Source organism: Mesorhizobium sp. RSR380A (assembly GCF_054719385.1).
This window is the reverse complement of record NZ_JBTTIB010000001.1, coordinates 5,351,535-5,376,475: the sequence shown is the minus strand read 5'-3', so window position 1 is coordinate 5,376,475 and position 24,941 is coordinate 5,351,535. Positions and strand designations below refer to the sequence as shown.

The window sequence follows — 24,941 nt, the reverse complement described above, 5'->3', positions numbered from 1 at the left end:
CCGATCTCGGGCTGATGTGCGTGGACGGCAGTCGTCCTTTGACCACCGCTTCTGGCGGCGCCGATTGGCGAGCCGCCTCGCCATCATTAGCTATGGAACGGAAAAGAAACCATTCAGCATCAGACTACCGCTTTTCGACGCACCTTTTCGAATATGTCGGAACGAGCGCTTGTCGCGCAGCCCACGATGCCCCCCATTGGTGAACCGGTTCCATGAAGAGTCTGACAATACGCCACCGCATCCTCGTCAGTTTCGCAGCCGTTCTGGTGGTCATGTCCGTGATAGCCCTCATCGCGTACGCCTGGTTTCTTCAGGCGGGGGAGGAGGCGACTGAGGTCGAGAAGGGCATCCTTCCGGACCTTTATCACAGTACCGAGATCATGACGGGCCAGATGGCGGCCCATAGTCTGCTTCAGGAATATGCCCTTCAGGACAACCCGTCAGACAGAAGCACGGTTGCAAACGCGATCACGACCAATCGCAACCAGGTGCAGCGGTCGATGGACGACTATGAGGCAACGATCGTCTCCGATATCGACAAGCAGAATTATGCAGCCGTCAAACAACTCGCCAACCAATTCCGTCTGGCTGAAACTGCTGTGCTGGAAACAAGCCGGGCTGCCTTGTCGAAAGGTGAAACTCCCAATGAAAGCCCAGCTATCAAGAACGAAGTAGAGCCGATCTTTGTAAAATTGCAGTCCGCTCTGCAGGCCATGGTTGAGGATCACAGAGGCGAGGCAAACAGCGCGACGCAGCGGATCAGCTCGATCGTCAGAACGGCCGAAGTCGGTTTGAGCGTTGGCTTGTTGATAGCCCTCGGGCTAGCCCTTCTTTTGGGTTACCAGCTGTTTCGCGCCATTACAGGTCCGCTCACCCGTTTGGTCGACGCGGTTCAATTGATGCGGCAAGGCGACTTCAGCGAACGGCTCGATCTGAGGCGCCGAGACGAATTCAGCGTGCTTGCCGACGGCTTCAACGCAATGGCGGACGATCTCACAACCCTCATTGGTCAGGTTCAAAGGTCCAGCATACAGGTCGGCACGTCGATAACTGAGATCGCCGCCACCTCCAAGCAACAGCAGGCAACTGCGACTGAAATCGCAGCGACCACAACAGAAATCCGAGCGACAGCCAAGGAAATCTCCGCCACATCAAACGAACTGGTCCGCACGATGAACGAGGTCTCCACAGTTGCCGAACAAACCGCTGCCGTGGCTGGCGGGGGGCAAGCGGGGCTGACCCGTATGGAAGAAACCATGCAGCAGGTCATGGAAGCGGCTGGCGCGATCAATTCCAAACTGGCGATCCTGAGCGAGAAAGCCGGCAGCATCAATCAGGTGGTGACGACCATCACCAAAGTGGCCGATCAGACGAACCTGTTGTCGCTCAACGCTTCCATCGAGGCGGAGAAGGCAGGCCAATATGGCCGGGGTTTTGCAGTGGTGGCAACGGAAATCCGAAGGCTCGCGGACCAGACAGCTGTCTCCACCTACGATATCGAGCAAATGGTCAAGGACATCCAGTCGGCAGTCGCGGCCGGGGTGATGGGCATGGACAAGTTTTCCGAGCAGGTCCGTCGGGGTATGCAGGACATCCAGCAGGTCGGCGGGCAACTCTTCGAGATCATTCAGCAGGTTCAGGGGCTGGTGCCACGTTTCGAAGTCGCCAATGAAGGCATGCAAGCACAGGCGACCGGCGCGGGGCAGATCAGCGACACGCTAACCCAGCTAAGCGAGGCAGCTCAGCAAACAGTCGAGTCCCTTCAGCAATCGACGCTCGCGATCGACGAGCTCAATCAAGTCTCAGGCGGCATGCGAAGTAGCATATCGAGGTTCAAGCTACGAGCATAGCGAGCCGGCAGTAGGAGGTGACAATGCTATTCCTCGCCTTCAGCATGGGTCCGGATCGCTACTTGATCGATGTCCACAAAATTGAAGAGGTGCTGCCCTATATCGACGTGAAAGTTCTTCCGGGTGCGCCAACTGGTGTGGTGGGTTTGGTCAGCTATAACGGAATACCCATCCCCCTGATCGATGTCACCCTTCTTGCGCTTGGCCGACCATCGGAGCGCCTGTTGAGCACCCGGATCGTTGTGACGCGCTATCCGGCGGATGATGGCGAGCGACGCCTGCTGGGGCTGATCGCGGAACGGGTGACGGATACGATCGAGCGAGACCCGGCCGATTTCGCGCCGTTCGGACTGGAACCAGGAACCCCGCCCTATCTTGGGCCGGTGGCTTCCGATGGTTTGGAGATCATTCAGTGGGTCAAAGTGGAAGCGCTGCTTTCGGAAGAGATTCGTACCGCTTTGCTCCGCCAGGCGGCAATAGGTGATCAATGACCGGAGCAATAGAAAAGCTCCTGACGGAAACCATTGGACTGGACAGTGCCAGCGTTGGTCCGACAGTGGTTCGTCAGGCGGTCAGAGAACGGATGGAAGCATGCCGGATAACCAACCCTCAGGCCTATAGGCAACACTTAGCCGGTTCCTCGCAGGAGCTGCAGGAGCTGATCAATGCGGTGGTGATCCCAGAGACCTGGTTCTTTCGCGACCGAGAAGCGTTCACGATGCTGGCGCGGCATGCGCGCGCGCACAAGCCTGCTCAGCCGATAAGAATCCTGAGCCTGCCATGTTCAACCGGCGAAGAGGCTTACTCGGTCGCCATGGCCATGTTCGATGCCGGCTTTGAGGCGCATGAGTTCAAGATCGATGGCGTGGACGTCAGCAGCCGCAATATCGCGACGGCTGAACACGCCATCTATGGCCGCAATTCGTTTCGCGGCAGCCATTTAGAATTCAAGGATCGCTATTTCGAAGCGGCCGAGGGCGGGTTGCGGCCTGTTGCTGGGGTGCTGAAACAGGTTCGGTTCATGGTAGGAAACTTGTTCGGTTCTCACGCGCCTTTCGGGCAAGAGGTCTATGACATCCTGCTTTGCCGCAATTTGCTGATCTATTTCAATCGAGAGCTGCAGGATCGCGCATTGATCTGCCTGAAGGACCTGCTGGCCAAAGACGGACTTCTTCTGGTCGGTCCGGCGGAAGCAGCTCTTCCAAGGGTGCATGGCTTTCTTTCCGCTGAATGGCCATTGGCCTTCGCCTTTCTGAAATCGGAGCCCGTCAAGACCACGGCGCCGAAGGTTTCGGCCGCCGTCCCGGTGCGGACGCCAAGCCCTAAGGTCAACAAGAGCGAGCCTCTTCGTCCGTTCCGACCGACAAGTGGCAATGAAGGCCGCGGGCAGGCTCCGGCCAAGCCGCTTGCACGCGCCTCGGAAAGCCTCATCGCGGTTGAACGGATCGCCAATGCAGGACGCGTAAAGGAGGCACAGGAGGTCGCCCTGGCGCATCTCAGGGAGTTCGGTCCTTCCGCAGAAATCTTCTACCTGCTGGGCCTCGTCCAGGATGCGGATGGTTCTGCACCCGAAGCCGCGCAAAGTTATCGCAAGGCGCTCTATCTCGCGCCAAATCATCGAGAAGCTCTTGTCCATCTGGCCTTGCTGCTTAGCAAGCAAGGCGACCATAACGGCGCCGAGGCGCTGGCCGGCCGGCTGGGTCGGGTCCAGAAAAGGAGCGGCAGTTGATGGCGGCTTCGACAAGGATCGCTCAGCCGGTGGAGGAGATCGAAATCAACGACTGCTGGCGGCAAATAGGCGTACGGGGTGACAAGTCATGTCCGCTACTAGAGCAGCATCTCCACTGCCGCAATTGCCCGACCTACAAGAAGATCGCACGACGCCTCCTCGACCGTGCAGCTCCCTCGGCATCTCGCGACGAATGGCCTGACAAGGCTGGTCGTGCAGGGATCGATTCGGCAGACAGCGACGCGCTGCAGACGGCCGTTCTCTTCCGTTTGGGGGAGGAATGGCTGGCACTTCCGGTCGGTATTTTTCATGAAGTGGCTGAATCTCGTCGCGTTCATTCACTTCCACATCGCAGGAACAGTGCACTGCTCGGCATTGCGAATGTCCGTGGTGAATTGCTTATTTGCCTGTCCCTGGCCGAATTGCTCGGGATAGACGAGCGCAAGGAAGGGGAACAAGGCACACGAACCAAGGTATTTCGCCGCCTTGTCGTGGTAGGCGAGCGCGACAAGCGGGTTGCTTTTATGGTTGATGAGATCCACGGCTTACATCGGTACCAGGAACGCGACACTCTCGCTGTTCCGGCCATGATTGGCAAGGCACTGTCGGCCGCTACGGTTGCCGTGCTGCCATGGCAAGGACGAGCCGTTGGCTGTCTCGATCCACGACAACTGCTCACGATGCTGGATCGGAGCATCGCATGACAGATGAAGACTTCAGCCAGGTTTCGATGCTCAGCCTCTTCCAGGCCGAACTGGAGACGCAGTCACGGGCTCTGACCTCTGGACTTCTGGCACTCGAACGCGATCCTATCGCCGCCGACGCCCTGGAAGCATGCATGCGTGCCGCGCATTCCCTGAAAGGAGCTGCCCGCATCATCGACCTGATGCCCGCAGTCAAAGTTGCAAATGCGATGGAAGACTGCCTGGTCGCAGCGCAACGCGGGCATCTGAGGGTGCGACGGGAGCATATAGACGCGCTTCTGCAAGGTTCTGACCTTTTGAAATTGATCGCATCGGGATCATCGAGCGAAAGCGCCAACTCAGAAGTCGAAACCTTTCTCGCGAAGTTCGAGGGGTTGTCCCTCCCCCAGGCAAAGCCCGGGCCCCAAGATTCTGCAGCTGATTTCGCAACTCCAGATCATGCCCAGGAGCAACTGGCGACGACCTCTTCAGCGAACCTCCTCGTTGGGGCGGTGCCGCAAGCCCACGGCAGCATCAGCTCTGATAGAATGGTTCGGGTGACGGCAGACAGCCTGAACCGATTGCTCGGGCTGGCTGGCGAGTCGCTGATGGAAGCTCGGCGGCTCAGGCCATTCGCTGACGGGCTGCTACGGCTGAAGCGACTTCAATCGGACCTCGCAAGTGCATTCGACAATCTTCATGCAGTGCTGCCGCCGGTTTCAAACGATGCGGCGGTGGTGGAGGCGCTGGCTGAAGCGCAGCGAAAGCTTCGGTTGAGCCAAGCGTTCCTGGCGGAGCGTTTCGATGAGTTGGATTCAGTGGATCGGAAAGCGACCGATCTTGCCAACAGATTGTACGACGAAACGTTGGCGAGCCGGATGCGGCCTTTTGAGGACGGCGTGCGACACTATGCGAGAATGATCCGCGACCTCGGTCGTACCCTTGGCAAGCGGGTGCGACTGGAGATCGTAGGCGGCTCGACCGGCATCGACCGCGATATCCTCGAGCAGCTCGATGCCCCTTTGGGGCACCTTCTGCGCAACGCTGTAGACCATGGGCTTGAACCGCCTGAGGAGCGCCTCGCGATGGGCAAACCCGAAGAGGGGCTCATCAGGCTCGAAGCGAGGCACAATGCCGGGCTGCTGCAGATAGCCGTGGTGGACGACGGCAGGGGGATAGAGCTCTCGAAGCTGCGCGAGGCCGTCGTCGCCCGGCAACTTGCAACCAGGGAAAGTGCTGAAACACTCAGCGAAAGCGAATTGCTCGCGTTTCTGTTTCTGCCAGGCTTTTCCATGAAAGCGGGCCTTACCGACGTCTCAGGTCGCGGTGTGGGGCTCGATGCAGTGCAAGCCATGACGAAGGAAGTCCGGGGAGTCGCAAGCGTCTCCTCAGAATTTGGCCACGGAACCCGATTTCAACTGCAATTGCCGCTGACACTGTCGGTCCTCCGCACGCTGCTCGTCGATGTCGATGGAGAGCCCTATGCTTTTCCACTCGCTGCCATTTCCAAGACTTTGAAACTGCAACGGACGGAGATCAACGTCCTGCAGGGCCGGCCGCATTTTCGATTGAACGATCGACAGATCGGGCTGGTCACCGCTCGCGAGGTGCTCGATCGAGGTGAGCCCGGATCGGAACCGAACGAACTATCGGTCGTCGTCGTGGATGCGGGTCGGGGCGATGCGTACGGCCTGATCGTTGACCGTTTTCTCGGGGAACGCGAGTTAGTGATCAGACCTCTCGATCCACGGTTTGCCAAGATCAAGGACATCAGCGCAGCGGCCCTGATGGAAGACGGTTCGCCCGTTCTGATCTTCGATGTCGACGATCTGATCCGATCGGTGGAAAAGCTTGCATCGTCCAGCGGATTTCGAGCTCTTCGGCGCGCCGCGGGCGGTCCCGAAGCGAGCAGGCGCAAGCGCGTGCTCGTGATTGACGATTCACTGACGGTTCGCGAACTCCAGCGCAAGATGCTCGGCAATTACGGTTATGAGGTCGAAGTGGCGGTAGACGGCATGGACGGGTGGAATGCCGTCCGGTCTGGTCCTTTCGATCTCGTCGTCACCGACATCGACATGCCTCGCATGGATGGCATCGAGCTGGTGAGTTTGATCAGAAAGGACGCTGATCTCAAGAACACACCCATTATGATCGTTTCATACAAGGATCGGGAAGAAGATCGCGCGCGCGGGCTCGACGCAGGTGCGGACTATTATCTGACCAAGAGTAGTTTTCAGGACGAGGCGCTGATCCATGCCGTCGTGGACATGATTGGCGAGGCGGCTGAATGAGATCGAGATTGGAAGCCAGCGAATGAGAATCGGCGTAGTCAACGACATGCCGATGGCGGTTGAACTTCTGCGTCGACTGGTCCTGTCGACCGGCGAACATCAGGTCGCGTGGATCGCGACCAATGGGCGTGAGGCGGTCGAGGTCTGCAGACGTGATCTGCCGGATCTGATACTCATGGATCTAGCGATGCCAGAGATGGACGGCGTGGAAGCGACGCGCAGAATCATGGCGGAAACCCCGTGCTCAATCTTGCTGGTGACCGCCAGTATCGAAGCCAACCTCGCCGGCGTCTACGAAGCAATGGGTCATGGCGCGCTTGACGCAGTCGATATTCCGTCAGTGGGCATCGAAGGCAACGCGTCCTCGCAATCCGCCCGGCTTTTGACGAACAAGATACGAACGATAGGCAAGTTGATCGGTGATGCGCCTACCCAGGCAAAAAGGCGGATGTCACGTGCGGCTGAGCCGTCAACTCGACGCCTGATAGCAATCGGCGCCTCTGCGGGCGGGCCGGCTGCCGTTGCCGCAGTCCTGAGCGCGTTTCCCGTTGATTTTGGCGGCGCGATTGTGCTCGTCCAGCATCTCGATGCTCAGTTCGTTCCAGGCCTTGTTGATTGGCTAGGGCAGCATACGCGTCTCCCGATCCGTCCGGCGGGGGAAAGGGATAGTCCTCAAGCGGGCACCGTTCTCGTTGCCAGTTCTGCGGATCATCTGGTTTTCAAGTCAGCTCAGCAACTTGGCTACACGCCCAGCCCCAAGGACAATGTTTATCGGCCGTCCGTAGATGTGTTCTTCGAAAGTGCGGCGCAATGGTGGCCTGGCTCGGTGATTGGTGTTCTGCTCACAGGCATGGGCAGGGATGGTGCGCGCGGGCTGAGACAGCTCCGTGACAAGGGGCATCTCACAATCGCGCAGGATAGAGCAACCAGTGCCGTCTATGGCATGCCGAAGGCCGCCGCCGACATCGGCGCGGCTGTTGATATTCTTCCTTTGGGTGCGATCGGCTCACGTATAATCGAAGCCTGCGAGCGCCCCCACGTGAAAGGCCCCTTCCGATGACGCAAGAACCAGAGTTGGTCCCGCCACTCGCAGATAACTATTCATCCATGGTTCTGCTCATCGATGATCAGATCATGGTTTGCGAGGCGGTCAGGCGCGCTCTAGCCAACGAGCCCGATATATCCTTACACTTCTGCACCGACCCGTTGAGAGCGATGACGGTCGCGGATGAGGTAAAGCCAACCGTTATCCTGCAGGATCTCGTCATGCCCGGGGTGGATGGGCTACATCTGGTGCGAGAATACAGGAAGCATGCGTCGACACGCGCGGTTCCAGTCATTGTGCTGTCGAGCAAGGAAGATCCAGCCACCAAGGGCGAAGCCTTCGCTGCGGGCGCGAACGACTATCTCGTCAAACTGCCGGATCGTATCGAGTTGATTGCACGCATTCGATATCACACGCGGGCCTATCTGGATCACGTCCAGCGAGACTCGGCACACCGAGCGCTGAGGGAAAGCCAGCGACAGCTGATCAGTGCAAATCTAGAGCTTGAACGTCTGACGCGGATCGATGGCCTGACGGGTCTCGGTAACAGGCGCTATTTTGACGAATATCTGGCGGCTGAATGGAAACGCGCTTTTCGCGCACAGTCCCCACTGTCGCTGTTGATGATCGATGCCGACAACTTCAAACGATACAACGATACCTATGGCCATATGGCCGGCGACGATGTGCTCAAGCAAATCGCCCGCGTAATCCAGAGCGGTTCCGGCCGTTCCACCGATCTCGCTGCGCGGTACGGAGGCGAAGAGTTCGTCATCGTGCTGGTCGACACTATACTGGAACAATCCAGTGCGATCGCCGAGCGGCTCGTCCAGAGCGTGCGAGAGTTGAACATACCCCACGGCCCGGATCGCGTGACCATCAGCGTCGGCGTCGCAACAGCGGTGCCCACCGAGAACGAGACGCCAAACGATTTCGTCAATGCCGCCGATTTGGCTCTGTTTCGTGCCAAATCGGAAGGACGAAATCGTGTTGCGCTTCATATGTCCCGCAGCTAGAGAAGCTCACATCTCAGTCAACGAAGCGCGCCCTGTTCGATTTGAGGACGACCTTGGCGAAGTCGGGCATCTCGAGACCTTGCCGCACCAGGCCATCAAGAGTTTTCTCAGCCGCCCTGATGGCGGAGAGCCGGGCCAGCACCGTCTCAGCCTCCAGGCGAGGCACCACGGCGAGACCGTCGCGGTCGCCGACCAGTATGTCTCCGGGCGAGATAGTCACTCCTCCCACCACCACCGGGAATCCGACCGTGCCTGGACCATTGCGCGCAGGCGAGTTCGCAATGATCCCGGCACAGTAAACCGGCAACCCGACCGCCTCGATCCCGACAACGTCGCGCACGAGGCCGTCAGTGATGAAGCCGGCGACCCCCTTGTTGCGCGCCATGCCGAGCACGAGATCGCCAGTTACCGCCGTACCGGCAAAGCTGTCGGTGGCCGCGACGATGACATCGCCACTTGCTGCGGCATCCAGTGCTCCAAACAGGGCGAGGTTGTCGGCGGGACCGCAGTGACAGGTCACGGCGACGCCGACCATCGTCGCAGTAGCTGGCGACAGTGGCTTGATCGCATAATGCAAGGCGCCGCGTCCCCCCATCGCGTCTACGACCTGGCTAACCGGCACGCCCGCAAAAGCACTGATGATTTCTGCTGCGGGCCGTTCGAAACGGCGCTTGATGGTGAGCAGTGGTGGGTTTTCAATCATGTAGCGGCCCCATTCCCTGAACGAACGAAATACAGTCCGGCCCGAGGTCGCGCAGGCTCCGCGCGCCCATCAGTCCCATGACGCGGTCGATTTCCTTGCGGTAGAGTTCGAGCACGTGGCGTACCCCCTCCTCGCCGGCGACCGCGAGCCCCCACAACTGCGGCCGCCCGATCAGACAGCACGAGGCGCCGAGCGCCAGGGCCTTGACGACGTCAGAGCCTCGCCTGATGCCTCCGTCGATAAGCACTGGTACGCGGCCGGCGACAGCCGCGACAACTGCCGTCAACGCGTCCAGGGATGCGGCGGCGCCGTCAAGCTGACGTCCCCCATGATTGGATACGATGATGCCGTCGATTCCTCGGGCTACAGCCTCGGCGGCTTCGCTGGGATGCAGGACGCCTTTCAGCAACAACGGTCCGGACCAGACAGTGCGCAGCCAGTCGACATCGGCCCAGGAGAGTCCGGGATCGAGCATTGCGGCCATCCGGCCCGCCAATGCACCGACCGTCGCCGTATCTCCGGGGCGCGCGTAGTTGCCGAAGGTCAGTTTCGGGAGTCGGGTGCGCATACGAAGAAGCCACGCCGCCTTGGTGGCGGTCGCGAGGGTTCCGGCCACACCGAAGCGCGGCGGGATGGCAAAACCGTTGCGGATGTCGCGTTCACGGTTGCCAAGCATCTGGTTGTCGATGGTGAGCACCAGCGCGTCGTAGCTTGAGGCACGCGCCCGATGCACCATTTCTCGGGTGAAGCCGCGATCGGTGTAGACGAACACCTGCATCCACCGTGGGCTACTTCCAGTGGCTGCTATGTCCTCCAGCGTGCAGACGGATCCGTGGCTGGCGCAGTAGAATGTCCCTGCGGCCGCTGCGGCTCGGGCGGCTGCGCGCTCGCCGTCGGGCCAGAACAGCCCAGCCAGGCCGGTTGGCGCGATGCCCAGCGGGATGGCAAGTTTCGCGCCGAAGAGGTCAAGGGAAAGGTCTCGCGTCGTTGCACCGTTGAGCGGTCGCGGCAGAATGGCAACCTCGTTGAAAGCCTGCTCGTTCCGGCGCAGCGTTCGCTCATCCTCGGCACCGCCATCGGCGAAGTCGAACACCGGGCGTGGCAAAGTCCGCCGCGCGGCGACGCGGACCGCGGCCACGCTGTACAGGCGCTTCAACGCCGCCGTCGAAGCAGGCGATGCACCAACGCCACTGCTGATCAGAGCACCTGCGTTCGAGACAGTCGAGGAGCTACTCACGGTTTCTTACCGTCTATGCGACCGTGGTGCGTCGGTCCACCGCCTCCCGGAACACGCACGCGGGAGAGTGTTCCCTCAAAGGAGGGATCGCTGCCGGTCGCCAGCACGCCGGCATTTGTCACCCAAAGCATCTCGCCCGAGAAGACGCAGTTGGTCGTTGCCTTGCCGCAGACGAAGAAACCTTCCGCTGTTCCGTCCGGCCTGAGCACATGAATGCCGTTGGCGGCAATATCCGTTACGTAAAGGCGGCCGTCCGCTCCGACCTTCAGCCCGTCCGGGATCGGATTGGGCCCAGGCAAGCGGCCCAGGTCTTCGACGGAACCATCCGGACGCTGCCGTTTGACGCGCCCCGTATAGGACTCCCCCCAAATGATCGAGCCGTCGGCTTCGATCGCCACACCATTGGGGAAGGTCGGCTTGTCGAAGCCGAGAGCAAGGTACGCACTGCCGTCGGGGTTGACGGCAAAGATGTAGCTTGGGTCCGGATTCCCCGGGTTGTATGTGCCGGGATCGCTGAAGATGAGCCGGCCGTCAGCAGCAAATACAAGATCGTTTGGCCCATTGAGCCGAATGCCCGCGACTTCGGTCAGCAGGATTTCCGGCTTTCCGCCTTCGGCAACCCGCTGGATGGACGGTGTCGTCATCTCCGCGGCCCGCCAAGGTCCTGTCGTGCCGCCGTTCTGGCAGACATAGAGCAGGTCATCCGATCCGAGAACGCAGGCGTTGGGCGCTCCGGCAACATACGCGAACTGGCGAGCACTTCCGTCGCGATCTACGGCCGTCAGCTGGCTGCGATAGCTTTCGACGATGACAATTCGGCCACCGGGCAGCACCGTCGGGCCCTCGGGCCAGCCAAGGCCGGTCGCGACAACCTCGACGGCCAGCTTTTCAACCTCGTTCATCGTGCGACCCCCAGAACGGCAGCCTATCAAGATTTGTCGGGTATAATCCAGCCTGACGATCTGGCGGTCACCGGACCGGGCGACTCGAAAGATAGCCAGGCTGACGTGCGCGTTGCTGGGCCCCCCTAGGCCGGCCCCCACCCCGACGCCGGTGAACCCCGACGGGCGGAGGCCTATGGCTACAGCGCGAGCCGATCGGTGTCTACACAGCTCGGTAGCACTGGCTTGCTCCTCCAGGTTGCGTGGCAGGATTAGGTGCTGCTGAGGCCAGCGTGCAAGGAACAAGTGCAGGTGGAGAAGGTTGAATCTCAGTTCCTCTCCCTCTAACACTCACAAAGTCCAACAATTCTCTGCTCCGCTGCCAGGCGCTCTTGAGCCGAGCGTTTGCAGGGCGTGCGTGTGGCCAAAAGCTGGGGAGCGCCGCAGCGCCCAGGCGTGCAAATTGCTCTCTGAACGCCGATCCTTCTCCGAAGCTGGGGAGTAGCCCCAAAATCCAACAGCAATATCATGCCTCAACGGCGGTTTTGCCACTGCCAGTTTTGCGGTTCGCTCGCCCGTCAAAAGGGACAGTCTTTCGGGTCACGATCCGGAGTGGGTTTGCCAAGGCTCCCGGAATCGAGGTGGCCCACTTTTGCGTCGGGGCTCCGCCACTCTTCAGATCAACAGCAACCAGCACCAATACGCACCAATCACCATTTGCACAGCGAACGCGGTGAACCTGAGACTGACCGCGAGTTGGCTGGTTGAGACGAGGTGGATCACCGACTGCACTATACGTGCGCCTAACATCGTGGAGGCCAAGGGATCCGTGACATCTGTCTTTGAAATGATGATCGCGACTCCGAGCAGACCTCCGAAGATTGGAAGCCCTTCAATGCAGTTGGCGTGGGCACGGGCTAACCTCCGCATAAACGGGGAGAGGGCTCCGTTATCTGGCGTAAAGCCGTTTACCGGGACTTGCCCAGAGATCACCAGGTAGCTCCGGATAACTTCCATCACGATCAGCAGGGCCAGCGCCCACGAGATGAAGCCAGTCAATGCGTAAGCACTCGCCGACATGTGCCCTCCCCGTTGCTAGCACTCTAGGTCGTTGTAGCCGATCAACTAGTCTAATGCTATTCGACGAGGAGGGGCGGCCTGTAGTGGGGCGAAACGGAATAGCAGCTTTTGGACGTTGTGCCCGGAATAGCTGCCGTTCAGCCAATTAGCAGTGATTGACCGCTTTCGCCCTTTAGCGACCCTTCCGCGCCAGATCAGTCGATGCTTGAAGCTGCCATTCGCAGAGTGAAAGCGGCGTCGAGCATGGTCAGAAAGGCGCGCACGGCGGGGTTGGCGCGTCGGCTTGCCGGCCAGAGCACGGTGACATTGTTTCGCTCGACCGCGAACGTGGACAGCACTGGGACCAGTTCGCCGCGCTTCACATAGGGAGCCGCCATGAAGGAGGCGCCTATGCCTATCCCACCGCCGGCTGCCAGCATGATGAGCACGGCATCGCTGGCATCGGCGACCACACCGGAATTGGGCACGATCTCGATTTCACGGTCGCCAATCCGGAAGGGCCAGCGAAAGGCCTGGCCTGTGCTCTGATATCGAAGGTTGACGGTGTCGTGCCCTTCCAGGTGATCGGGATGGGTCGGTGTGCCGCGTTCCTCGAGATAGGCTGGCGAGGCGAAGCAGCAAAGCCGATGGGGTGCGAGCTTGCGTGATAGTAGCCGGGTGTCAGCCAGATCACCGATGCGTATGGCGACATCGATCCCTTCCTCGATCATGTCCACCATCTGGTCACCCAGCCTGAGATCGACGATCAGGTTCGGATGGAGCCGACGGAAAGCCGGTAAAGCCGGAGCGATCAGATGCAGTCCGATCGGCAGCGACGCGGCCACGCGCAACGTGCCCGATGGTTCGGAGCGCGCGGTCATTGCCGCCTGCTCTATTTCCTCCGCCTCGCGTAGCAGACGCAGCGCGCGCTCATGCAGGTCGCGCCCTTCGGGCGTGAAGGTGAGCGAGCGCGTTGTACGGGTAAACAGCGACACTCCTAAATGCCGCTCGAGCCGCTGGACGCTCTTGCTGACCGCCGACGGGGAAATCGACAGCGCGCGCGCCGCTGCCGTGTAGCTGCCCAGCGATCCCGCACGCGCGAAGGCGATGATGCCAGTGAGCCGATCCAAAGTGATATGTTCCGCCATGGCATTACTTAACCGCCATCCAGACCGATTATCAACCGGCGGTCATGCCGCTAGATTCGCTCCAATGACATGGATGAGCGGAGATTTCACCAATGAGCGATAAGATGAAGGCAGTCCGTCTGCACGCATTCGGTGGTCCCGAGATGCTGGTGTACGAAGACGCGCCTAGGCCGGGTGTGAAGCCCGGCGAGGTGCTTGTCCGAGTCCAGGCGGCCGGGCTTAATCCGCCCGACTGGTATCTGCGGGATGGCTATCGCGTACTGCCGCCAGAATGGCGACCCAACGCGTCCTTCCCACTGATTCTCGGCACGGACGTGTCGGGCGTCATTGAAGCGGTTGGCGCTGACGTCGCTGAGTTCAGCATCGGTGACGAGGTCTACGCAATGGTTCGCTTCCCCGATAACTTGATGACGGGTAGCAATGCCTACGCGCATTATGTCAGTGTGCCGGCATCGCATGTTGCGTTGAAACCAGCCGGCATCGACCATATTCATGCGGCTGGTGCGCCGATGTCGCTTCTGACGGCATGGCAGTTCTTGATCGAACTTGGCCACGACGAGCCGAATCCGTTCCAGCCCTTACCGCATGAGCCGGTGCCCCTCGACGGCAAGACGGTGCTCATCAATGGTGCCGGAGGCGGTGTCGGGCATCTGGCCGTCCAGTTGGCGAAATGGCTGGGCGCGCGCGTCATCGCGGTGACATCGGCCAAGAACGAGGCGCTGATGCGCGATCTCGGCGTGGATCAATTCATCGACTACAAGACAACCGCGGCGGAAGATGTCGTCCGAGACGTCGACCTTGTCCTCGACGCGGTGGGCGGCGCGGGCATGGAGCGCTTCTTCCATGTTCTGAAGCCGGGCGGCGCGCTGTTCCTGGTCAACCCACTGGGCTTCGCTGGTCACGAAGAGACAGAGAGGCTGGGGATCACGGTCTCATCCACACAGGTTCGATCCAATGGCGCGCAGTTGGCAAAAGCCGCCCGCCTGCTCGACGACGGCCTTGTGCGTGTCGTCATCGACAGCACATTCCCGCTGGCCGAGGCATCGCGCGCACATGAGCGCGCCGCCGACGGCAGTATTCAAGGCAAGATCGTGCTGGCCGTCTGAATTGTTGCTTTCAGTCCGACCGACCATCGGGAGTGCAGACGATCGGGCGGGATTACGCCGTTTAGCCGACGAAGACCACCGACCGACGTCCGGCTGAATCGTGCTCGACTACAAGTGCCGCGATGGCTGCCGCGATCTTCGCGCCGCCTTGCACTGACGGTTCGATAGGATTGGCGAAGTCCGCGTCCTCATTCGATACCAAGCGCAGGTCGACGAGCGGCAAACCGCGCGAGAACGCCGCCCTGGTGATGACGTCGTTGAGGACCGTCAGGGCAGTTGCGGCAAGTCTACGACGCTGTGGGTCGGGAAAGCGCGCCTCGTAGATCGTGCAGACAGCGGTGGGTAGGTTTTGGCCCAGCGCCCCCTCGAGCATCGTACAGTAGTCGTGCTCGAATTCCTCCCGGATATCGCTGATCCTGTCCAGAACCTCGGCCGCCGAACAGGCCCCCTGCTCCAGAATCCCTGCATGACGAAGAGCATCATTGCCACCGACGCTGACGACAAGATGGCTAGCATCCTGGGGGAGCCGTTCAAGCTGCCGCTCGACGCCGCTTGTGACGGCGCCGTCGACGGCGTTTAGCGTTGCACGCCACCCCTCCGGCAACCGCTCCCGCAGCTGCCGCACTACGTCGGGCCCGTGCGCGACATAGGCAGCGTTGTCAAAGATCGAATCCCCGAGAAGGACGACGTGTGGCATCGGATGCTCCGTTGAGGCCTCTGCCAATGCTGCATCAGCAGAGGAGGTAAGGTGGTGGGTTGTGACCGCGGCAGCGAGCACGGTCAGGAGATCACGGCGAGTCAGGCCACCTGCAGAACGGAACGGCATCTCAGCCGTCCAGCAACGCCAGAAGCGCGGCATTCACCGCGCTGGCCTCTTCGCGCTGTACCCAATGCGTCGCCTTCTCGAACGTCTGCAGGCCCCGATCGTTGCAAAGGGCCAGACTGCGCTCGGCCAGGCCATATTCCAGAGCTTGGTCCTGCATCCCCCACAGTACAAGGGTCGGCGTCGTGATCCGCTCCTTCAGGCTTGGGCGGAAGCGCAGCGCCCGATACCAGTTGAGCATGCCTGTCAGCGCCCCCGGCCGTTCCCAGGCCTGCCGATACTCTGCGATTTCCTCCGCCGTGAAGGCATCTGTTCGGCTGGATTTGATGAGCGCCCGTGCCAGCAGAGCCGAGCGCCCCGCCCCCAGAAAAGCCTCCGGCAGCAAGGGGAACTGGAAGAAGGCCGCATAGCTGCTCCGCAGGAACTGGGTCGGAGATCGCAAGGAATGGGCAAGCAGCACCTCGGGATGGGGCGCGTTCAGGATGACGAGCCTTTCCAGGCGGTGCGGCAGCTTTGCGCCTGCGGCCCAGGCGACGATACCGCCCCAGTCATGACCGACGAGGTGAAACCTTCCGATGCCGAGCGCGTCGGCGATGGCAACGACATCGCCGACGAGCTTGGGGAGCGTGTATTCACGGATGGCTTTCGGCTTGTCACTGGTGTTGTAGCCCCTCTGGTCGGGAACGATGACCCGGAATCCGGCGGTAGCGAGCGCATCGATCTGCCGTCTCCAGCCGATCCAGAAGTCGCCGGGAGCAGTCTGTCCCGGTCCAGCCGCTAGGCTGGCAGCAGCGGAGGCACCGATCAAAGTGAATACCTCGCGGATTACGACGAGGAGTTCTGATAAGCATGTTTCAATTTCGCGCTTTTTCCCGCAAATTCGAGAGCGTAAGGAATTGAATCCGTCGTTGATTAATCAGGCGTTTTCGCCGGCCTGTCACGCCGGAGGTCGCGGGTTCGAGCCCCGTCACTCGCGCCATTTCTCCTCAGGAGAAATGTGACATAATCGTCTAGAATCATGATCTTGCATGAGGCAATTCAGATCCGGTCGGATCTGAATTCGATCTCTCCCGCAACGACCTCCTCACCCCTCGGCCAGCAGCGCCTCGACCTCATGCAGCGTCGGCATGGATGGCGCCGTACCCGGCCTTGTCACCGAAATGCCGGCGACGGCGCAGGCGAAGCGGACGGCTTGCAGCGGCTCCACGCCTTTGGCGAGTGCGGCGGCCAGGCCGCCATTGAAGGCATCGCCCGCGCCGGTGGTTTCGACCACCGGACCGGCACTGACCACGGGAACATGGTCGGACCGAGCGGCCGTGTGCAGCAGCGCGCCTTTTTCGCCGAGCGTGATGATGACCGAGCCGACGCCTTTTTTGAGCAGGCTGTCGGCGGCGCGGCGAGCGTCGTCGATCGAAGAAACCTTGATGCCGGTCAGCTCCTCGGCCTCGGTCTCGTTGGGGGTGACATAGTCGCAAAGCGTATAGATGCGGTCCGGCAGCTTGGCCGCGGGCGCCGGATTGAGGATGGTGGTCACCCCTGCACCGCGCGCGATCTCGAGTGCGCGCAGTGCCGCGTCGATCGGCTGTTCGAGCTGGGTGACGAAGACGCCGGCTCCACGGATCAGGCCGGCGTTGGCCTCGATGTCTTCAGGCGAGATCAGCATCGCCGCACCCGGGCTGACGATGATGGCGTTGTTGCCGGTTGTCTCCTCGATGAAGATATAGGCCGCGCCGGTATAGCTTTGCGGCGTCTCGATGACGGCGGATTTGACGCTCGCCTCTGCCCAGGTCGCCTTGGCCATGTCGGCGAAAGCATCGACGCCAAGCCGGGTCAGGAAGGTGACGTCCGCGCCGAGCTTGCCTGCCGCCACCGCCTGGTTCGAGCCCTTGCCGCCCGGTCCCAGCTTGAAGGAATTACCAAGAATGGTTTCACCCATGCGCGGCTGTCGATCGGCGCGGTAGGCGGTGTCGGCGACGAAAACGCCCAGAATGACGACAGGTTTGCCCGACGCCATGGCCCTACTCGGCGTCCGGCGGCACGACGCCCTTGCGAAAGGCGAAGCAGCCATAGAAGCGGCGCTCGCCGGTCTGGATGACGCAATAGGCTTTCTTGGCGCGCTCGTAGAAGGCATAGCGCTCGACCGAGATCATCGGCCAGGCCTTGCCTTCCGCCTTGTCGATCTCCTTCTGCACCTCTTTTTGCACCGGCGGGATCTCGTCCGGCTTGCCGACGATCTCCATGCGCGCGGCCGCATCGTCGACGAAAGTGTCGAGCGGATAGAGCGACAGCACCGCCTTGGCGACATCGGCCGCCGAGGCGTCGATGCGCAGCAGCTTGCCGAGCACGGTCTGGCGCGCCACCGAATCGGCGGGGAAATTGGTGTCGGCGATGATCAGATCGTCGCCGTGTCCCATTGCCCTGAGCGCTTGGAGCACATCGGCATTGAGCAATGGGTTGATCCCTTTGAGCATGGCAGTCCTCGTCAAACAGTTTGGCCAAAGTCGATTGGAAATCAGAGCCGGTTGCCGGTCTCGGCGTCGAAGAGATGGACCTGGTCGAGGCGCGGCTTGAGATTGAGCGTGTCGCCGGGTTTGAAGTCGTGGCGCTCGCGAAACAGCGCCACCATCTCGCCGTCGCCGAAGCGCACGAAGACCAGCGTTTCGGAACCGGTCGGTTCGACCACCGAGATTTTTGCCGGCACGCCGTCGGGATGGATTTCGAGATGCTCGGGCCGCACGCCATAGACCACGGCCTGGCCCTCCTTGGCGGCGCTGCCGGCCGCGATCGGGAACAGCGTGCCTGCTATCTCGACCTTGTCGCCCTTGCGCACCACGCCTTTGAGCAGGTTCATCGACGGCGAGCCGATGAAGCCGGCGACAAACAGATTGGCCGGCCGGTCGAACAATTCCAATGGCGCGCCGACCTGCTCGATACGACCGTCGCGCATGACCACGATCTTGTCGGCCATGGTCATGGCCTCGATCTGGTCGTGGGTGACGTAGATGGTGGTGGTCTTCAGCCGCTGGTGCAGTTCCTTGATCTCGGTGCGCATTTGCACGCGCAGCTTGGCGTCGAGATTGGAGAGCGGCTCGTCGAACAGGAAGACTTGCGGATTGCGCACGATGGCGCGGCCCATGGCGACGCGCTGGCGCTGGCCGCCGGATAGCTGGCGCGGATAACGTTTCAGGTACGGATTGAGGTCGAGAATGTCGGCGGCGCGCTTGACCCGCTCGGCGACCACGGCTGGATCGGTCTTGCGCAGCTTCAGCGCAAACGCCATGTTCTGCTCCACCGTCTTGTGCGGATAGAGCGCGTAGTTCTGGAACACCATGGCGATGTCGCGCTTGGCCGGCGGCAGATTGTTGACGATGCGCTCGCCAATGGCGATCGTGCCGCCGGAGACGGTCTCCAGCCCGGCCACCATCCTGAGCAGCGTGGACTTGCCGCAGCCCGACGGGCCGACCAACACCACGAACTGGCCATCGGCGATATCGACGCTGACCTCGTGCAGGACCTTGACGGTTCCGAACGCCTTGGCCACATTGCTGATCGCGACTTGAGCCATCGTCCCCCCTTTTCTCGCGGTGAAGCTAGCCATTGCCAAGGGCAAGGGCAAGTCGGTATGTTATCGATAAAAAGCCATTCGTGTTGACAAGGTAATCGATTACGCAAATATTAGCTGTTGCCAATCCGGCAGTCGGATTTTTATCCGGAAATCGGAGCTCCAGGCGACGCAGGGTGGGGTCCCACGTCCCCGTATGATAAAGGAGAACCGCCGACGTTTCGGCGTCGGAGGGATTGGCATTTTAATTCACGACTGTTGTTCTGGGAGGAATAGATGAGAGTCGGTCTGTACGAAAAACTCGTCCGCGCGGGTGCCACCCGGCGTGACATACTCAAAGGCGCGGCCTCGATGGCCGCGATCGCCGCCGCATCGGGCGCTGGGCTCGGCGCTTTCACCCGCCCGGCTGAAGCCGCCAGCGAGCTACGCTCCAAAATTCTGCAGATCCCCGGCGTCGGCAAAGGCCAGCCGACGGATGCCGACTTCCAGAAGGTAGGCGAACTCTGCCTGGAAGCCACCAAGGCCAATGTCAAGGAAGGCGAATTCGCCGGCGTCGAGCTCACCTTCATGGGCCTCAACAACCAGAACCTGCACAATGTGCTGTTCCGCGGCTTCCTGAAGCCGTGGGAGGCCTATACCGGCGCCAAGATCAGCTGGATCGACCTGGCGCAGGCCGACTACAATGCCCGCCTGCAGCAGTCGATCGCCACCGGCACCGTCGACTTCGACATCATCGAGATGGGCGCGCCCTTCGAAGGCGATGTCTGCGGCAAGGGCCTGACCTCCGAGATGCCCGACTGGGTCAAAGAGCAGATCGACATGAAGGATGTCGTGGCCTACCTGCAGCCGCCGGTCGGCACCTGGGACGGCAAGCAGTACCGGATCACCGTCGATGGCGATGCGCACAACTTCAACTACCGCACCGACGTTTTTGCCGATGCCGACCTCGCCAAGGCGTGGAAGGACGGCGGTGCGACCACCGAATGGGGTGTGCCGAAGACCTGGCAGGAAGTCCAGGCCGTCACAAAATTCCTTAAGGGCAAGAAGTTCAAGGACCAGGACGTCTTCGGCTATCTCGATGCGCCCAAGGCCTGGGGCGGTTTCGGCTTCTACTTCCTCGGCAGCCGCGCCACCGCCTATGCCAAGCATCCCGACGACAAGGCCTGGCTGTTCGATGCCGACACGATGAAGCCGCGCATCAACAATCCGGCCTGGGTGCGCGCCATCCAGGACGTCATCGACGCGCTGCCGTCGGAGCCCGCCGACCAGATCAACGCCGACCCGAACACGACAGCCTTCCAGCAGTTCCTGGCCGGCACCGGTTCAATGGTCACCTGGTGGGGCGACGTCGGCTCCAACGTCAAGACCAACGATAGCTCGGTCATCGGCGACGTCACCGGCTTCTCGATCCTGCCGGGATCCGACGACGTCTACAATGCCAAGACCGGCGCCTGGGACAAACTCGCCAGCGGCCCGAACTATGCGCCAAACTGTGCCTATCTCGGCTGGGGCGTCTATGTCATGGCCCGCGTCGACAGCGACGAAAAGAAGAAAAAAGCGGCATGGTCGGCCGCCGCTCATCTCGGCGGCAAGGACCTGTCAATCTGGACGGCGATGTATCCGTCCGGCTTCCAGCCCTACCGCAACTCGCATTTCGACATTCCCGAATGGGTGGCGGCAGGCTACGACGAGGCGTTCATCACCTCGTATCTGAAGTCGGAAGCCGACAGCTACAACCATCCGAACGCGGCGATCGAACCGCGCATCCCCGGCATCTTCCAGTATTACTCGGCTGCCGAGGACATTCTGGCCAACACATTCGCCGGCAAGATGAAGGCGCAGGAAGGCGCCGACGCCATTGCCGCGGCCTGGGAGAAGCTGACCGACCAGATCGGCCGCGAAAACCAGATCAAGCTCTACAAGGCCTCGCTCGGCGTGTAGGCTGATCCTATCGTGACAACAGGTCCGGCGGTGCAAGCCGCCGGACCTGACCGGCTCGGGCCGGTCGCAGGCTTGATTTTTTAAACGGACGGGGACGCGTGGCTGACCAGACCACCAATGTATGGCCGGCCAACGCCGGCCCAGCCGATCTGATCTCGCCGGCCCGCAAGCGGGCGGGTTTTGCCCTGATGGCGGCCGCCACGCTTGGCCTGCTGGCGGTGATCGCGTTTGAGATCCTCTACAAGAACGAGATCACCACGCTCGGCTTCGAGACCTGGCGTCCGATCGTCTACGCCTATGTTCTGTGGGGCGTGGCGCTCGGCATCGGCCAGGTGCTGACGCGCGGCGAGGACGGCCAGCGCGCGCTGTTCCTGCTGCCGGCGCTGCTGTTCACCATCGCCATGGTGATCTTCCCGACGCTGTTCGGCTTCTATATCGCGCTGACCGACTGGAACCTGTCGTCCTTTTCCGGCCGCAAGTTCAACGGGCTCGACAATTTCTGGCAGATGCTGGCCGATCCCTACTACCGCAACGCGCTGTTCAACATGGTGCTTTATGTGCTCGCCGTGCTGGTTGAGTATGTGATTGCCTTCGGCCTGGCGCTGCTGCTCAACGCGCAGATCCGGGCGCGCAAATTCTTCCGAGTCGTCTTCCTGATGCCGCTGATGCTGTCGCCGGTCGCGGTATCCTGGATGATCGGCAAATCGCTGATGGAGTACCGTTTCGGGCCGGCGGCGACGCTGGCGCGCCATCTCGGCTGGGAAAACCCCGCCTTCTTCTCCAACCCGATCACCGCCCGCATCTCGATCATGGTGCTCGACGCCTGGACCTTCATCCCGTTCATGATGATCATGCTGCTGGCCGGCTTGCAGGCGATGTCGCGCGACGTGCTGGAAGCGGCGCGCGTCGATGGCGCCACGCCCTGGCAGACTTTCTGGCAGGTCACCTTCCCGCTGATGCTGCCGGTGTCGGTCACGGCGGTGATCCTGCGCATCATCTTCAAGTTGAAGCTCGCCGACATCATCATCACCGTGACCTCCGGCGGGCCTGGCGGCGCCACGGATTCGGTGTCGAGCTTCATCTACCGCGAATACCGCGACCGTTCGAATGTCGGCTACGGCACCATGCTGGCGATGGCCTATCTCGTCATCATCGTCGTGTTCGTGACCTGGCTGTTGAAATTCGCAAATCGCTTCGTGCGCAACGTGAACTGACGAGGCACAATGAGCGTCCAGACCACCGACTATGCTGCCTCGGAAATCCGCTCACCGCTGGGTTTTCTGGCCAATCGCATCTTCATCTATGGCGCGCTGGCGTTCTGGGCCTTCATCTGCCTGTTCCCGATCTACTGGACCATCACCACCTCGTTCAAGACCGCGGTCGACGTCACGCAAGGACACCTCATCCCGTTCGTCGACTTCCAACCGGACTGGAAGGGCTGGCGCTCGCTCGGCCTGTCGCCGGATTCGATCTTCCAGACCTCGACGGTGCGGGAGGAGTTTTTCAAGCGCTTCATGAATTCGGTCATCACCTCGGTCGGCGCGTCGAGCCTCGCCATCGTCATCGGCAGCCTCGCCGCCTATGGGCTGACCCGGTACCGCTATCAGTTCGCCTGGTTCAAGAACGAGGACATCTCCTTCTTCTTCCTGTCGCAGTTGATCCTGCCGCCGGTGGTGCTCGCCCTGCCCTTCCTGGTGCTCTACCGCGAAGTCGGCCTGCTCGACACACGCATCGGCCTGATCCTGCTCTACACGCTGATGGTGCTGCCGATCGTCATCTGGATCATGCGCGACCAGTTCAACTCGATCCCTGTCGAACTCGAGGAGGCAGCGCTGGTCGACGGCCTGTCGATCTGGGGCGCTTTTTTCCGCATCGTCATGCCGATTGCGCTGCCGGGCATGGTCGCCGCTTTCATCCTGGCGATGGTGCTGTGCTGGAACGAGTACTTTTTTGCGGCACTGCTGACCTCGACGGACGCCAAGACCATCCCGGTCATGGTGGCGAGCCAGACCGGCTCGCAAGGCATCAACTGGTGGTCGATGGCGGCGCTTGCCACCGCCGCGATCGCACCGCTGGCGGTCATCGGGATTGCGCTTGAACGCTATCTCATCATGGGCATGACGGCTGGCGCGGTGAAGTAGGGCGAGAGGCGGCGTGCCCCTCTACTGTTGACCTCGGCGGGACAGCACCCCCCTCTGGCCTGCCGGCCTTCTCCCCCGCAAGGAGGGAGATCGGCAGCTTTGGCTGCATCGCTTTTCTTGCGACGTAGGTGATTGGCGAAAGCGGAAATGACATCTGATCGCCCCCCTTGCGGGGGAGATGTCCGGCAGGACAGAGGGGGTGTGAAGGATCGCTACAGAGCGACTTTGTCTGCTAGCGCCTCAATATCGCCCTCAGGTGATCCATGATCATCGCCACACCCTTCTGCCCTAGCTCCGCCGAGGCCTCCGGCGCACTCGCCGTATACCACGCGGTATTCTCGCCAAAACGCCCGGCATCGACCGCTTCCGGACACAGTGCCAGCATCAATGATGTCTCGCCAACACCGGCGTGATCGAACGGATACTTCCCGTTCATGGCAGCCGACATCAGCGGGTGCACCTGCACCCAGTTGAAGAAATTCTCGCCGGCGGCGTGCCCGGCATAATAATCGACCATCTCGTCTGAGCCCCACCAGCCCTCGCCGCGCTGCTTCTCGAGGAAGCGGAAGATCGCCTGGCGGCCGGCGGCCTTGAAGGCGAGATCGGTCGGCATGCCGGCGGCAAAGTTCTCGGTCTGGTGGTGTATGATGGCGTTGATGTTACGAAAGCCGATGCGCAGCAGGCTGTAGAACAATTCTTCGGCGAACGGCGCCAGCTGGTTGCCGCCGACCTGCACCGAGCCGTTGCCTTCAGGTGCTGCCACCACATAGCTCGCCGCACCGTAGTAGAAAGCCGGCAGGATGACGATGTCGGCCTCCTTCTCGTAGAGCTCCAGCGTCTTGACGACGGCCAGCGTGTCCATGCCGACAGCCATGTGCTCGCCGTGATATTCGAGCACGCCGAGCGGGAGAGCGACCGGCCAGTTCTCGGCGATCGCCTTGCGGATCTGGTGCGGCAACATCAGTTCGTAGCGCATGATCTATTCCATGTTGGTGTGGCGGGTGCGCATGGCCTCGGACGACTGGCCGGTCAGCGCCTTGAGCTTCAGCACCATCACCTCGAACAGCAGGAACAGCGCCCCTTCGAAGACCGAGCCCATCGGCAGCAGCGATGTCTTTTGTGGCCCCTGGTCACGCGCCATGGTCTGCGCCGGGATCAGCAAGGTGAAGTCGGCAAGCGCGACCGCACTACTGCCTGCCTCGGCTGTGAGCAAAAGCACGGTGGCGCCGGCCTGGCGGGCGACTTGCATCAAGGTAAGCACCGTCGTCGTCTCGCCCGGGCCGGAACTGACCAGGAAGACATCGGCTGGGCCAAGCGGTGGCGTGTTCATGTCGCCGACCACCGACACCTCAAGGCCAAGGTGATAGAGGCGCATGGCGAAACCCTTGAGCTGCAAGGCCTCGCGGCCGCAGCCATATACGACGATCTTTTGCGCGCGGGCCAGGGTTTCGCAGGCGGTGTAGATGCCGGCTTCGTCGACGCGCGCCAGTACGGCGCCCAGCTCTTGCAGGGCGGTCGAAAACATATCCGAGCCGGCATTCGTCATGAGAGTCCCATCTGTCCGGCTGGGTTTGTGGCCGGTGATTTCGGGTTGCGCGCTTTCGCAAAAAGGCTTGTTTTTGTTCATGCTATCACCGCGAAAATGCCTGTCCAACGGCCATGGCGGCTTTTGCTGAGCCAGCGGCGTGATAGTGTCATGTCAGACAATCAATCCAGGAAATCAGCA

General features: G+C 61.3%; 23 protein-coding genes. 11 read left to right on the top strand and 12 right to left on the bottom strand.

Annotated features, from left to right (window positions below; genetic code table 11):
* Positions 1 to 212: 212 nt before the first annotated feature.
* From ACYG9Z_RS26030 to ACYG9Z_RS26000, 7 genes are read left to right on the top strand one after another with little or no spacing between them, the layout of a single operon-like run.
* Positions 213 to 1,850, top strand: coding sequence for a methyl-accepting chemotaxis protein (locus ACYG9Z_RS26030; protein WP_023705668.1), 1,638 nt, complete (start codon positions 213 to 215; stop codon positions 1,848 to 1,850).
* Between the two features lie 23 nt (positions 1,851 to 1,873).
* Positions 1,874 to 2,341 carry a chemotaxis protein CheW gene (locus tag ACYG9Z_RS26025; protein ID WP_023700505.1) on the top strand — a complete coding sequence of 156 codons (468 nt, stop codon included), beginning with the start codon at positions 1,874 to 1,876 and terminating at the stop codon, positions 2,339 to 2,341.
* The gene (locus ACYG9Z_RS26020; protein ID WP_023705670.1) at positions 2,338 to 3,579 is read left to right on the top strand and encodes a CheR family methyltransferase; all 1,242 of its coding nucleotides are present in this window, start codon (positions 2,338 to 2,340) and stop codon (positions 3,577 to 3,579) included. Before ACYG9Z_RS26025 ends, ACYG9Z_RS26020 begins: the two co-directional genes overlap by 4 nt.
* Entirely contained in the window at positions 3,579 to 4,283 is a 705-nt protein-coding gene (locus ACYG9Z_RS26015) for a chemotaxis protein CheW (RefSeq protein WP_023705671.1), read from the top strand. The genes ACYG9Z_RS26020 and ACYG9Z_RS26015 overlap by 1 nt, the downstream gene beginning before the upstream one ends.
* Positions 4,280 to 6,553 carry a hybrid sensor histidine kinase/response regulator gene (locus tag ACYG9Z_RS26010; RefSeq protein ID WP_023705672.1) on the top strand — a complete coding sequence of 758 codons (2,274 nt, stop codon included), beginning with the start codon at positions 4,280 to 4,282 and terminating at the stop codon, positions 6,551 to 6,553. Before ACYG9Z_RS26015 ends, ACYG9Z_RS26010 begins: the two co-directional genes overlap by 4 nt.
* Positions 6,554 to 6,575: 22 nt before the next feature.
* Positions 6,576 to 7,613 carry a chemotaxis response regulator protein-glutamate methylesterase gene (gene cheB / locus ACYG9Z_RS26005; protein WP_023752935.1) on the top strand — a complete coding sequence of 346 codons (1,038 nt, stop codon included), beginning with the start codon at positions 6,576 to 6,578 and terminating at the stop codon, positions 7,611 to 7,613.
* A gap of 47 nt (positions 7,614 to 7,660) precedes the next feature.
* Positions 7,661 to 8,614, top strand: a complete 954-nt coding sequence (locus tag ACYG9Z_RS26000; protein WP_023669440.1) for a response regulator — start codon at positions 7,661 to 7,663, stop codon at positions 8,612 to 8,614.
* 13 nt (positions 8,615 to 8,627) lie between these two features.
* Here the strand turns inward: ACYG9Z_RS26000 and ACYG9Z_RS25995 are convergent, their stop codons facing one another.
* The 5 genes from ACYG9Z_RS25995 to ACYG9Z_RS25975 all read right to left on the bottom strand — a co-directional run bounded on the left by ACYG9Z_RS25995 (position 8,628) and on the right by ACYG9Z_RS25975 (position 13,642).
* Entirely contained in the window at positions 8,628 to 9,317 is a 690-nt protein-coding gene (locus tag ACYG9Z_RS25995; protein ID WP_023752934.1) for an RraA family protein, read from the bottom strand.
* Positions 9,310 to 10,473 (bottom strand): alpha-hydroxy acid oxidase, encoded by a 1,164-nt coding sequence (locus ACYG9Z_RS25990; protein ID WP_023752933.1) that lies wholly within the window; start codon positions 10,471 to 10,473, stop codon positions 9,310 to 9,312. Before ACYG9Z_RS25990 ends, ACYG9Z_RS25995 begins: the two co-directional genes overlap by 8 nt.
* A gap of 77 nt (positions 10,474 to 10,550) precedes the next feature.
* Complete coding sequence (locus ACYG9Z_RS25985) at positions 10,551 to 11,456, bottom strand: SMP-30/gluconolactonase/LRE family protein (protein ID WP_023752932.1); 906 nt, start codon at positions 11,454 to 11,456, stop codon at positions 10,551 to 10,553.
* A 654-nt stretch (positions 11,457 to 12,110) separates the two neighbouring features.
* A complete protein-coding gene (locus tag ACYG9Z_RS25980) occupies positions 12,111 to 12,515 on the bottom strand; it encodes an MAPEG family protein (protein WP_023752931.1) in 405 nt (134 codons plus the stop codon).
* Positions 12,516 to 12,709: 194 nt separating this feature from the next.
* Positions 12,710 to 13,642: a LysR family transcriptional regulator gene (locus ACYG9Z_RS25975; RefSeq protein ID WP_023689456.1), complete on the bottom strand. Its 933-nt coding sequence runs from the start codon at positions 13,640 to 13,642 to the stop codon at positions 12,710 to 12,712.
* A 92-nt stretch (positions 13,643 to 13,734) separates the two neighbouring features.
* Between ACYG9Z_RS25975 and ACYG9Z_RS25970 the strand changes: the two genes are divergently transcribed.
* Complete coding sequence (locus ACYG9Z_RS25970; RefSeq protein ID WP_023752930.1) at positions 13,735 to 14,748, top strand: NADP-dependent oxidoreductase; 1,014 nt, start codon at positions 13,735 to 13,737, stop codon at positions 14,746 to 14,748.
* A gap of 61 nt (positions 14,749 to 14,809) precedes the next feature.
* Here ACYG9Z_RS25970 and ACYG9Z_RS25965 read toward each other — a convergent pair whose 3' ends face one another.
* The 5 genes from ACYG9Z_RS25965 to ACYG9Z_RS25945 all read right to left on the bottom strand — a co-directional run bounded on the left by ACYG9Z_RS25965 (position 14,810) and on the right by ACYG9Z_RS25945 (position 19,136).
* The gene (locus tag ACYG9Z_RS25965; RefSeq protein ID WP_023752929.1) at positions 14,810 to 15,445 is read right to left on the bottom strand and encodes an SGNH/GDSL hydrolase family protein; all 636 of its coding nucleotides are present in this window, start codon (positions 15,443 to 15,445) and stop codon (positions 14,810 to 14,812) included.
* A 130-nt stretch (positions 15,446 to 15,575) separates the two neighbouring features.
* Positions 15,576 to 16,379, bottom strand: a complete 804-nt coding sequence (locus ACYG9Z_RS25960; protein ID WP_050586889.1) for an alpha/beta fold hydrolase — start codon at positions 16,377 to 16,379, stop codon at positions 15,576 to 15,578.
* 276 nt (positions 16,380 to 16,655) lie between these two features.
* The gene (gene rbsK, locus ACYG9Z_RS25955; RefSeq protein WP_023752927.1) at positions 16,656 to 17,585 is read right to left on the bottom strand and encodes a ribokinase; all 930 of its coding nucleotides are present in this window, start codon (positions 17,583 to 17,585) and stop codon (positions 16,656 to 16,658) included.
* Positions 17,586 to 17,589: 4 nt separating this feature from the next.
* Positions 17,590 to 18,042 (bottom strand): RbsD/FucU family protein, encoded by a 453-nt coding sequence (locus tag ACYG9Z_RS25950; RefSeq protein ID WP_023682297.1) that lies wholly within the window; start codon positions 18,040 to 18,042, stop codon positions 17,590 to 17,592.
* A gap of 41 nt (positions 18,043 to 18,083) precedes the next feature.
* The gene (locus ACYG9Z_RS25945; protein WP_023715417.1) at positions 18,084 to 19,136 is read right to left on the bottom strand and encodes an ABC transporter ATP-binding protein; all 1,053 of its coding nucleotides are present in this window, start codon (positions 19,134 to 19,136) and stop codon (positions 18,084 to 18,086) included.
* Positions 19,137 to 19,409: 273 nt separating this feature from the next.
* Here ACYG9Z_RS25945 and ACYG9Z_RS25940 point away from each other — a divergent pair, with 273 nt between their 5' ends.
* The 3 genes from ACYG9Z_RS25940 to ACYG9Z_RS25930 all read left to right on the top strand — a co-directional run bounded on the left by ACYG9Z_RS25940 (position 19,410) and on the right by ACYG9Z_RS25930 (position 23,215).
* Positions 19,410 to 21,074 (top strand): ABC transporter substrate-binding protein, encoded by a 1,665-nt coding sequence (locus ACYG9Z_RS25940; RefSeq protein WP_023682299.1) that lies wholly within the window; start codon positions 19,410 to 19,412, stop codon positions 21,072 to 21,074.
* Between the two features lie 98 nt (positions 21,075 to 21,172).
* Positions 21,173 to 22,288: a carbohydrate ABC transporter permease gene (locus ACYG9Z_RS25935; protein ID WP_023730888.1), complete on the top strand. Its 1,116-nt coding sequence runs from the start codon at positions 21,173 to 21,175 to the stop codon at positions 22,286 to 22,288.
* A 9-nt stretch (positions 22,289 to 22,297) separates the two neighbouring features.
* On the top strand, positions 22,298 to 23,215 hold the full coding sequence (locus ACYG9Z_RS25930) for a carbohydrate ABC transporter permease (RefSeq protein WP_023669427.1): 918 nt from the start codon (positions 22,298 to 22,300) through the stop codon (positions 23,213 to 23,215).
* Positions 23,216 to 23,447: 232 nt separating this feature from the next.
* Here ACYG9Z_RS25930 and ACYG9Z_RS25925 read toward each other — a convergent pair whose 3' ends face one another.
* On the bottom strand, positions 23,448 to 24,191 hold the full coding sequence (locus tag ACYG9Z_RS25925; RefSeq protein ID WP_023752926.1) for a creatininase family protein: 744 nt from the start codon (positions 24,189 to 24,191) through the stop codon (positions 23,448 to 23,450).
* A gap of 3 nt (positions 24,192 to 24,194) precedes the next feature.
* Complete coding sequence (locus tag ACYG9Z_RS25920; RefSeq protein ID WP_023682302.1) at positions 24,195 to 24,761, bottom strand: SIS domain-containing protein; 567 nt, start codon at positions 24,759 to 24,761, stop codon at positions 24,195 to 24,197.
* Positions 24,762 to 24,941: the final 180 nt, after the last annotated feature.

What these genes read in the sequence shown, in the direction of transcription:
- ACYG9Z_RS25970 (WP_023752930.1), top strand. Translation starts at nt 13,735, where the DNA reads ATGAGCGATAAGATGAAGGCAGTCCGTCTGCACGCATTCGGTGGTCCC.
- ACYG9Z_RS25925 (WP_023752926.1), bottom strand. Translation starts at nt 24,191, where the DNA reads ATGCGCTACGAACTGATGTTGCCGCACCAGATCCGCAAGGCGATCGCC.
- rbsK (WP_023752927.1), bottom strand. Translation starts at nt 17,585, where the DNA reads ATGGCGTCGGGCAAACCTGTCGTCATTCTGGGCGTTTTCGTCGCCGAC.
- ACYG9Z_RS26000 (WP_023669440.1), top strand. Translation starts at nt 7,661, where the DNA reads ATGGTTCTGCTCATCGATGATCAGATCATGGTTTGCGAGGCGGTCAGG.
- ACYG9Z_RS25995 (WP_023752934.1), bottom strand. Translation starts at nt 9,317, where the DNA reads ATGATTGAAAACCCACCACTGCTCACCATCAAGCGCCGTTTCGAACGG.
- ACYG9Z_RS26015 (WP_023705671.1), top strand. Translation starts at nt 3,579, where the DNA reads ATGGCGGCTTCGACAAGGATCGCTCAGCCGGTGGAGGAGATCGAAATC.
- cheB (WP_023752935.1), top strand. Translation starts at nt 6,576, where the DNA reads ATGAGAATCGGCGTAGTCAACGACATGCCGATGGCGGTTGAACTTCTG.
- ACYG9Z_RS26020 (WP_023705670.1), top strand. Translation starts at nt 2,338, where the DNA reads ATGACCGGAGCAATAGAAAAGCTCCTGACGGAAACCATTGGACTGGAC.
- ACYG9Z_RS25930 (WP_023669427.1), top strand. Translation starts at nt 22,298, where the DNA reads ATGAGCGTCCAGACCACCGACTATGCTGCCTCGGAAATCCGCTCACCG.
- ACYG9Z_RS26025 (WP_023700505.1), top strand. Translation starts at nt 1,874, where the DNA reads ATGCTATTCCTCGCCTTCAGCATGGGTCCGGATCGCTACTTGATCGAT.
- ACYG9Z_RS25985 (WP_023752932.1), bottom strand. Translation starts at nt 11,456, where the DNA reads ATGAACGAGGTTGAAAAGCTGGCCGTCGAGGTTGTCGCGACCGGCCTT.
- ACYG9Z_RS26030 (WP_023705668.1), top strand. Translation starts at nt 213, where the DNA reads ATGAAGAGTCTGACAATACGCCACCGCATCCTCGTCAGTTTCGCAGCC.
- ACYG9Z_RS25950 (WP_023682297.1), bottom strand. Translation starts at nt 18,042, where the DNA reads ATGCTCAAAGGGATCAACCCATTGCTCAATGCCGATGTGCTCCAAGCG.
- ACYG9Z_RS26010 (WP_023705672.1), top strand. Translation starts at nt 4,280, where the DNA reads ATGACAGATGAAGACTTCAGCCAGGTTTCGATGCTCAGCCTCTTCCAG.
- ACYG9Z_RS25920 (WP_023682302.1), bottom strand. Translation starts at nt 24,761, where the DNA reads ATGACGAATGCCGGCTCGGATATGTTTTCGACCGCCCTGCAAGAGCTG.
- ACYG9Z_RS25945 (WP_023715417.1), bottom strand. Translation starts at nt 19,136, where the DNA reads ATGGCTCAAGTCGCGATCAGCAATGTGGCCAAGGCGTTCGGAACCGTC.
- ACYG9Z_RS25940 (WP_023682299.1), top strand. Translation starts at nt 19,410, where the DNA reads ATGAGAGTCGGTCTGTACGAAAAACTCGTCCGCGCGGGTGCCACCCGG.
- ACYG9Z_RS25980 (WP_023752931.1), bottom strand. Translation starts at nt 12,515, where the DNA reads ATGTCGGCGAGTGCTTACGCATTGACTGGCTTCATCTCGTGGGCGCTG.
- ACYG9Z_RS25975 (WP_023689456.1), bottom strand. Translation starts at nt 13,642, where the DNA reads ATGGCGGAACATATCACTTTGGATCGGCTCACTGGCATCATCGCCTTC.
- ACYG9Z_RS25965 (WP_023752929.1), bottom strand. Translation starts at nt 15,445, where the DNA reads ATGCCACACGTCGTCCTTCTCGGGGATTCGATCTTTGACAACGCTGCC.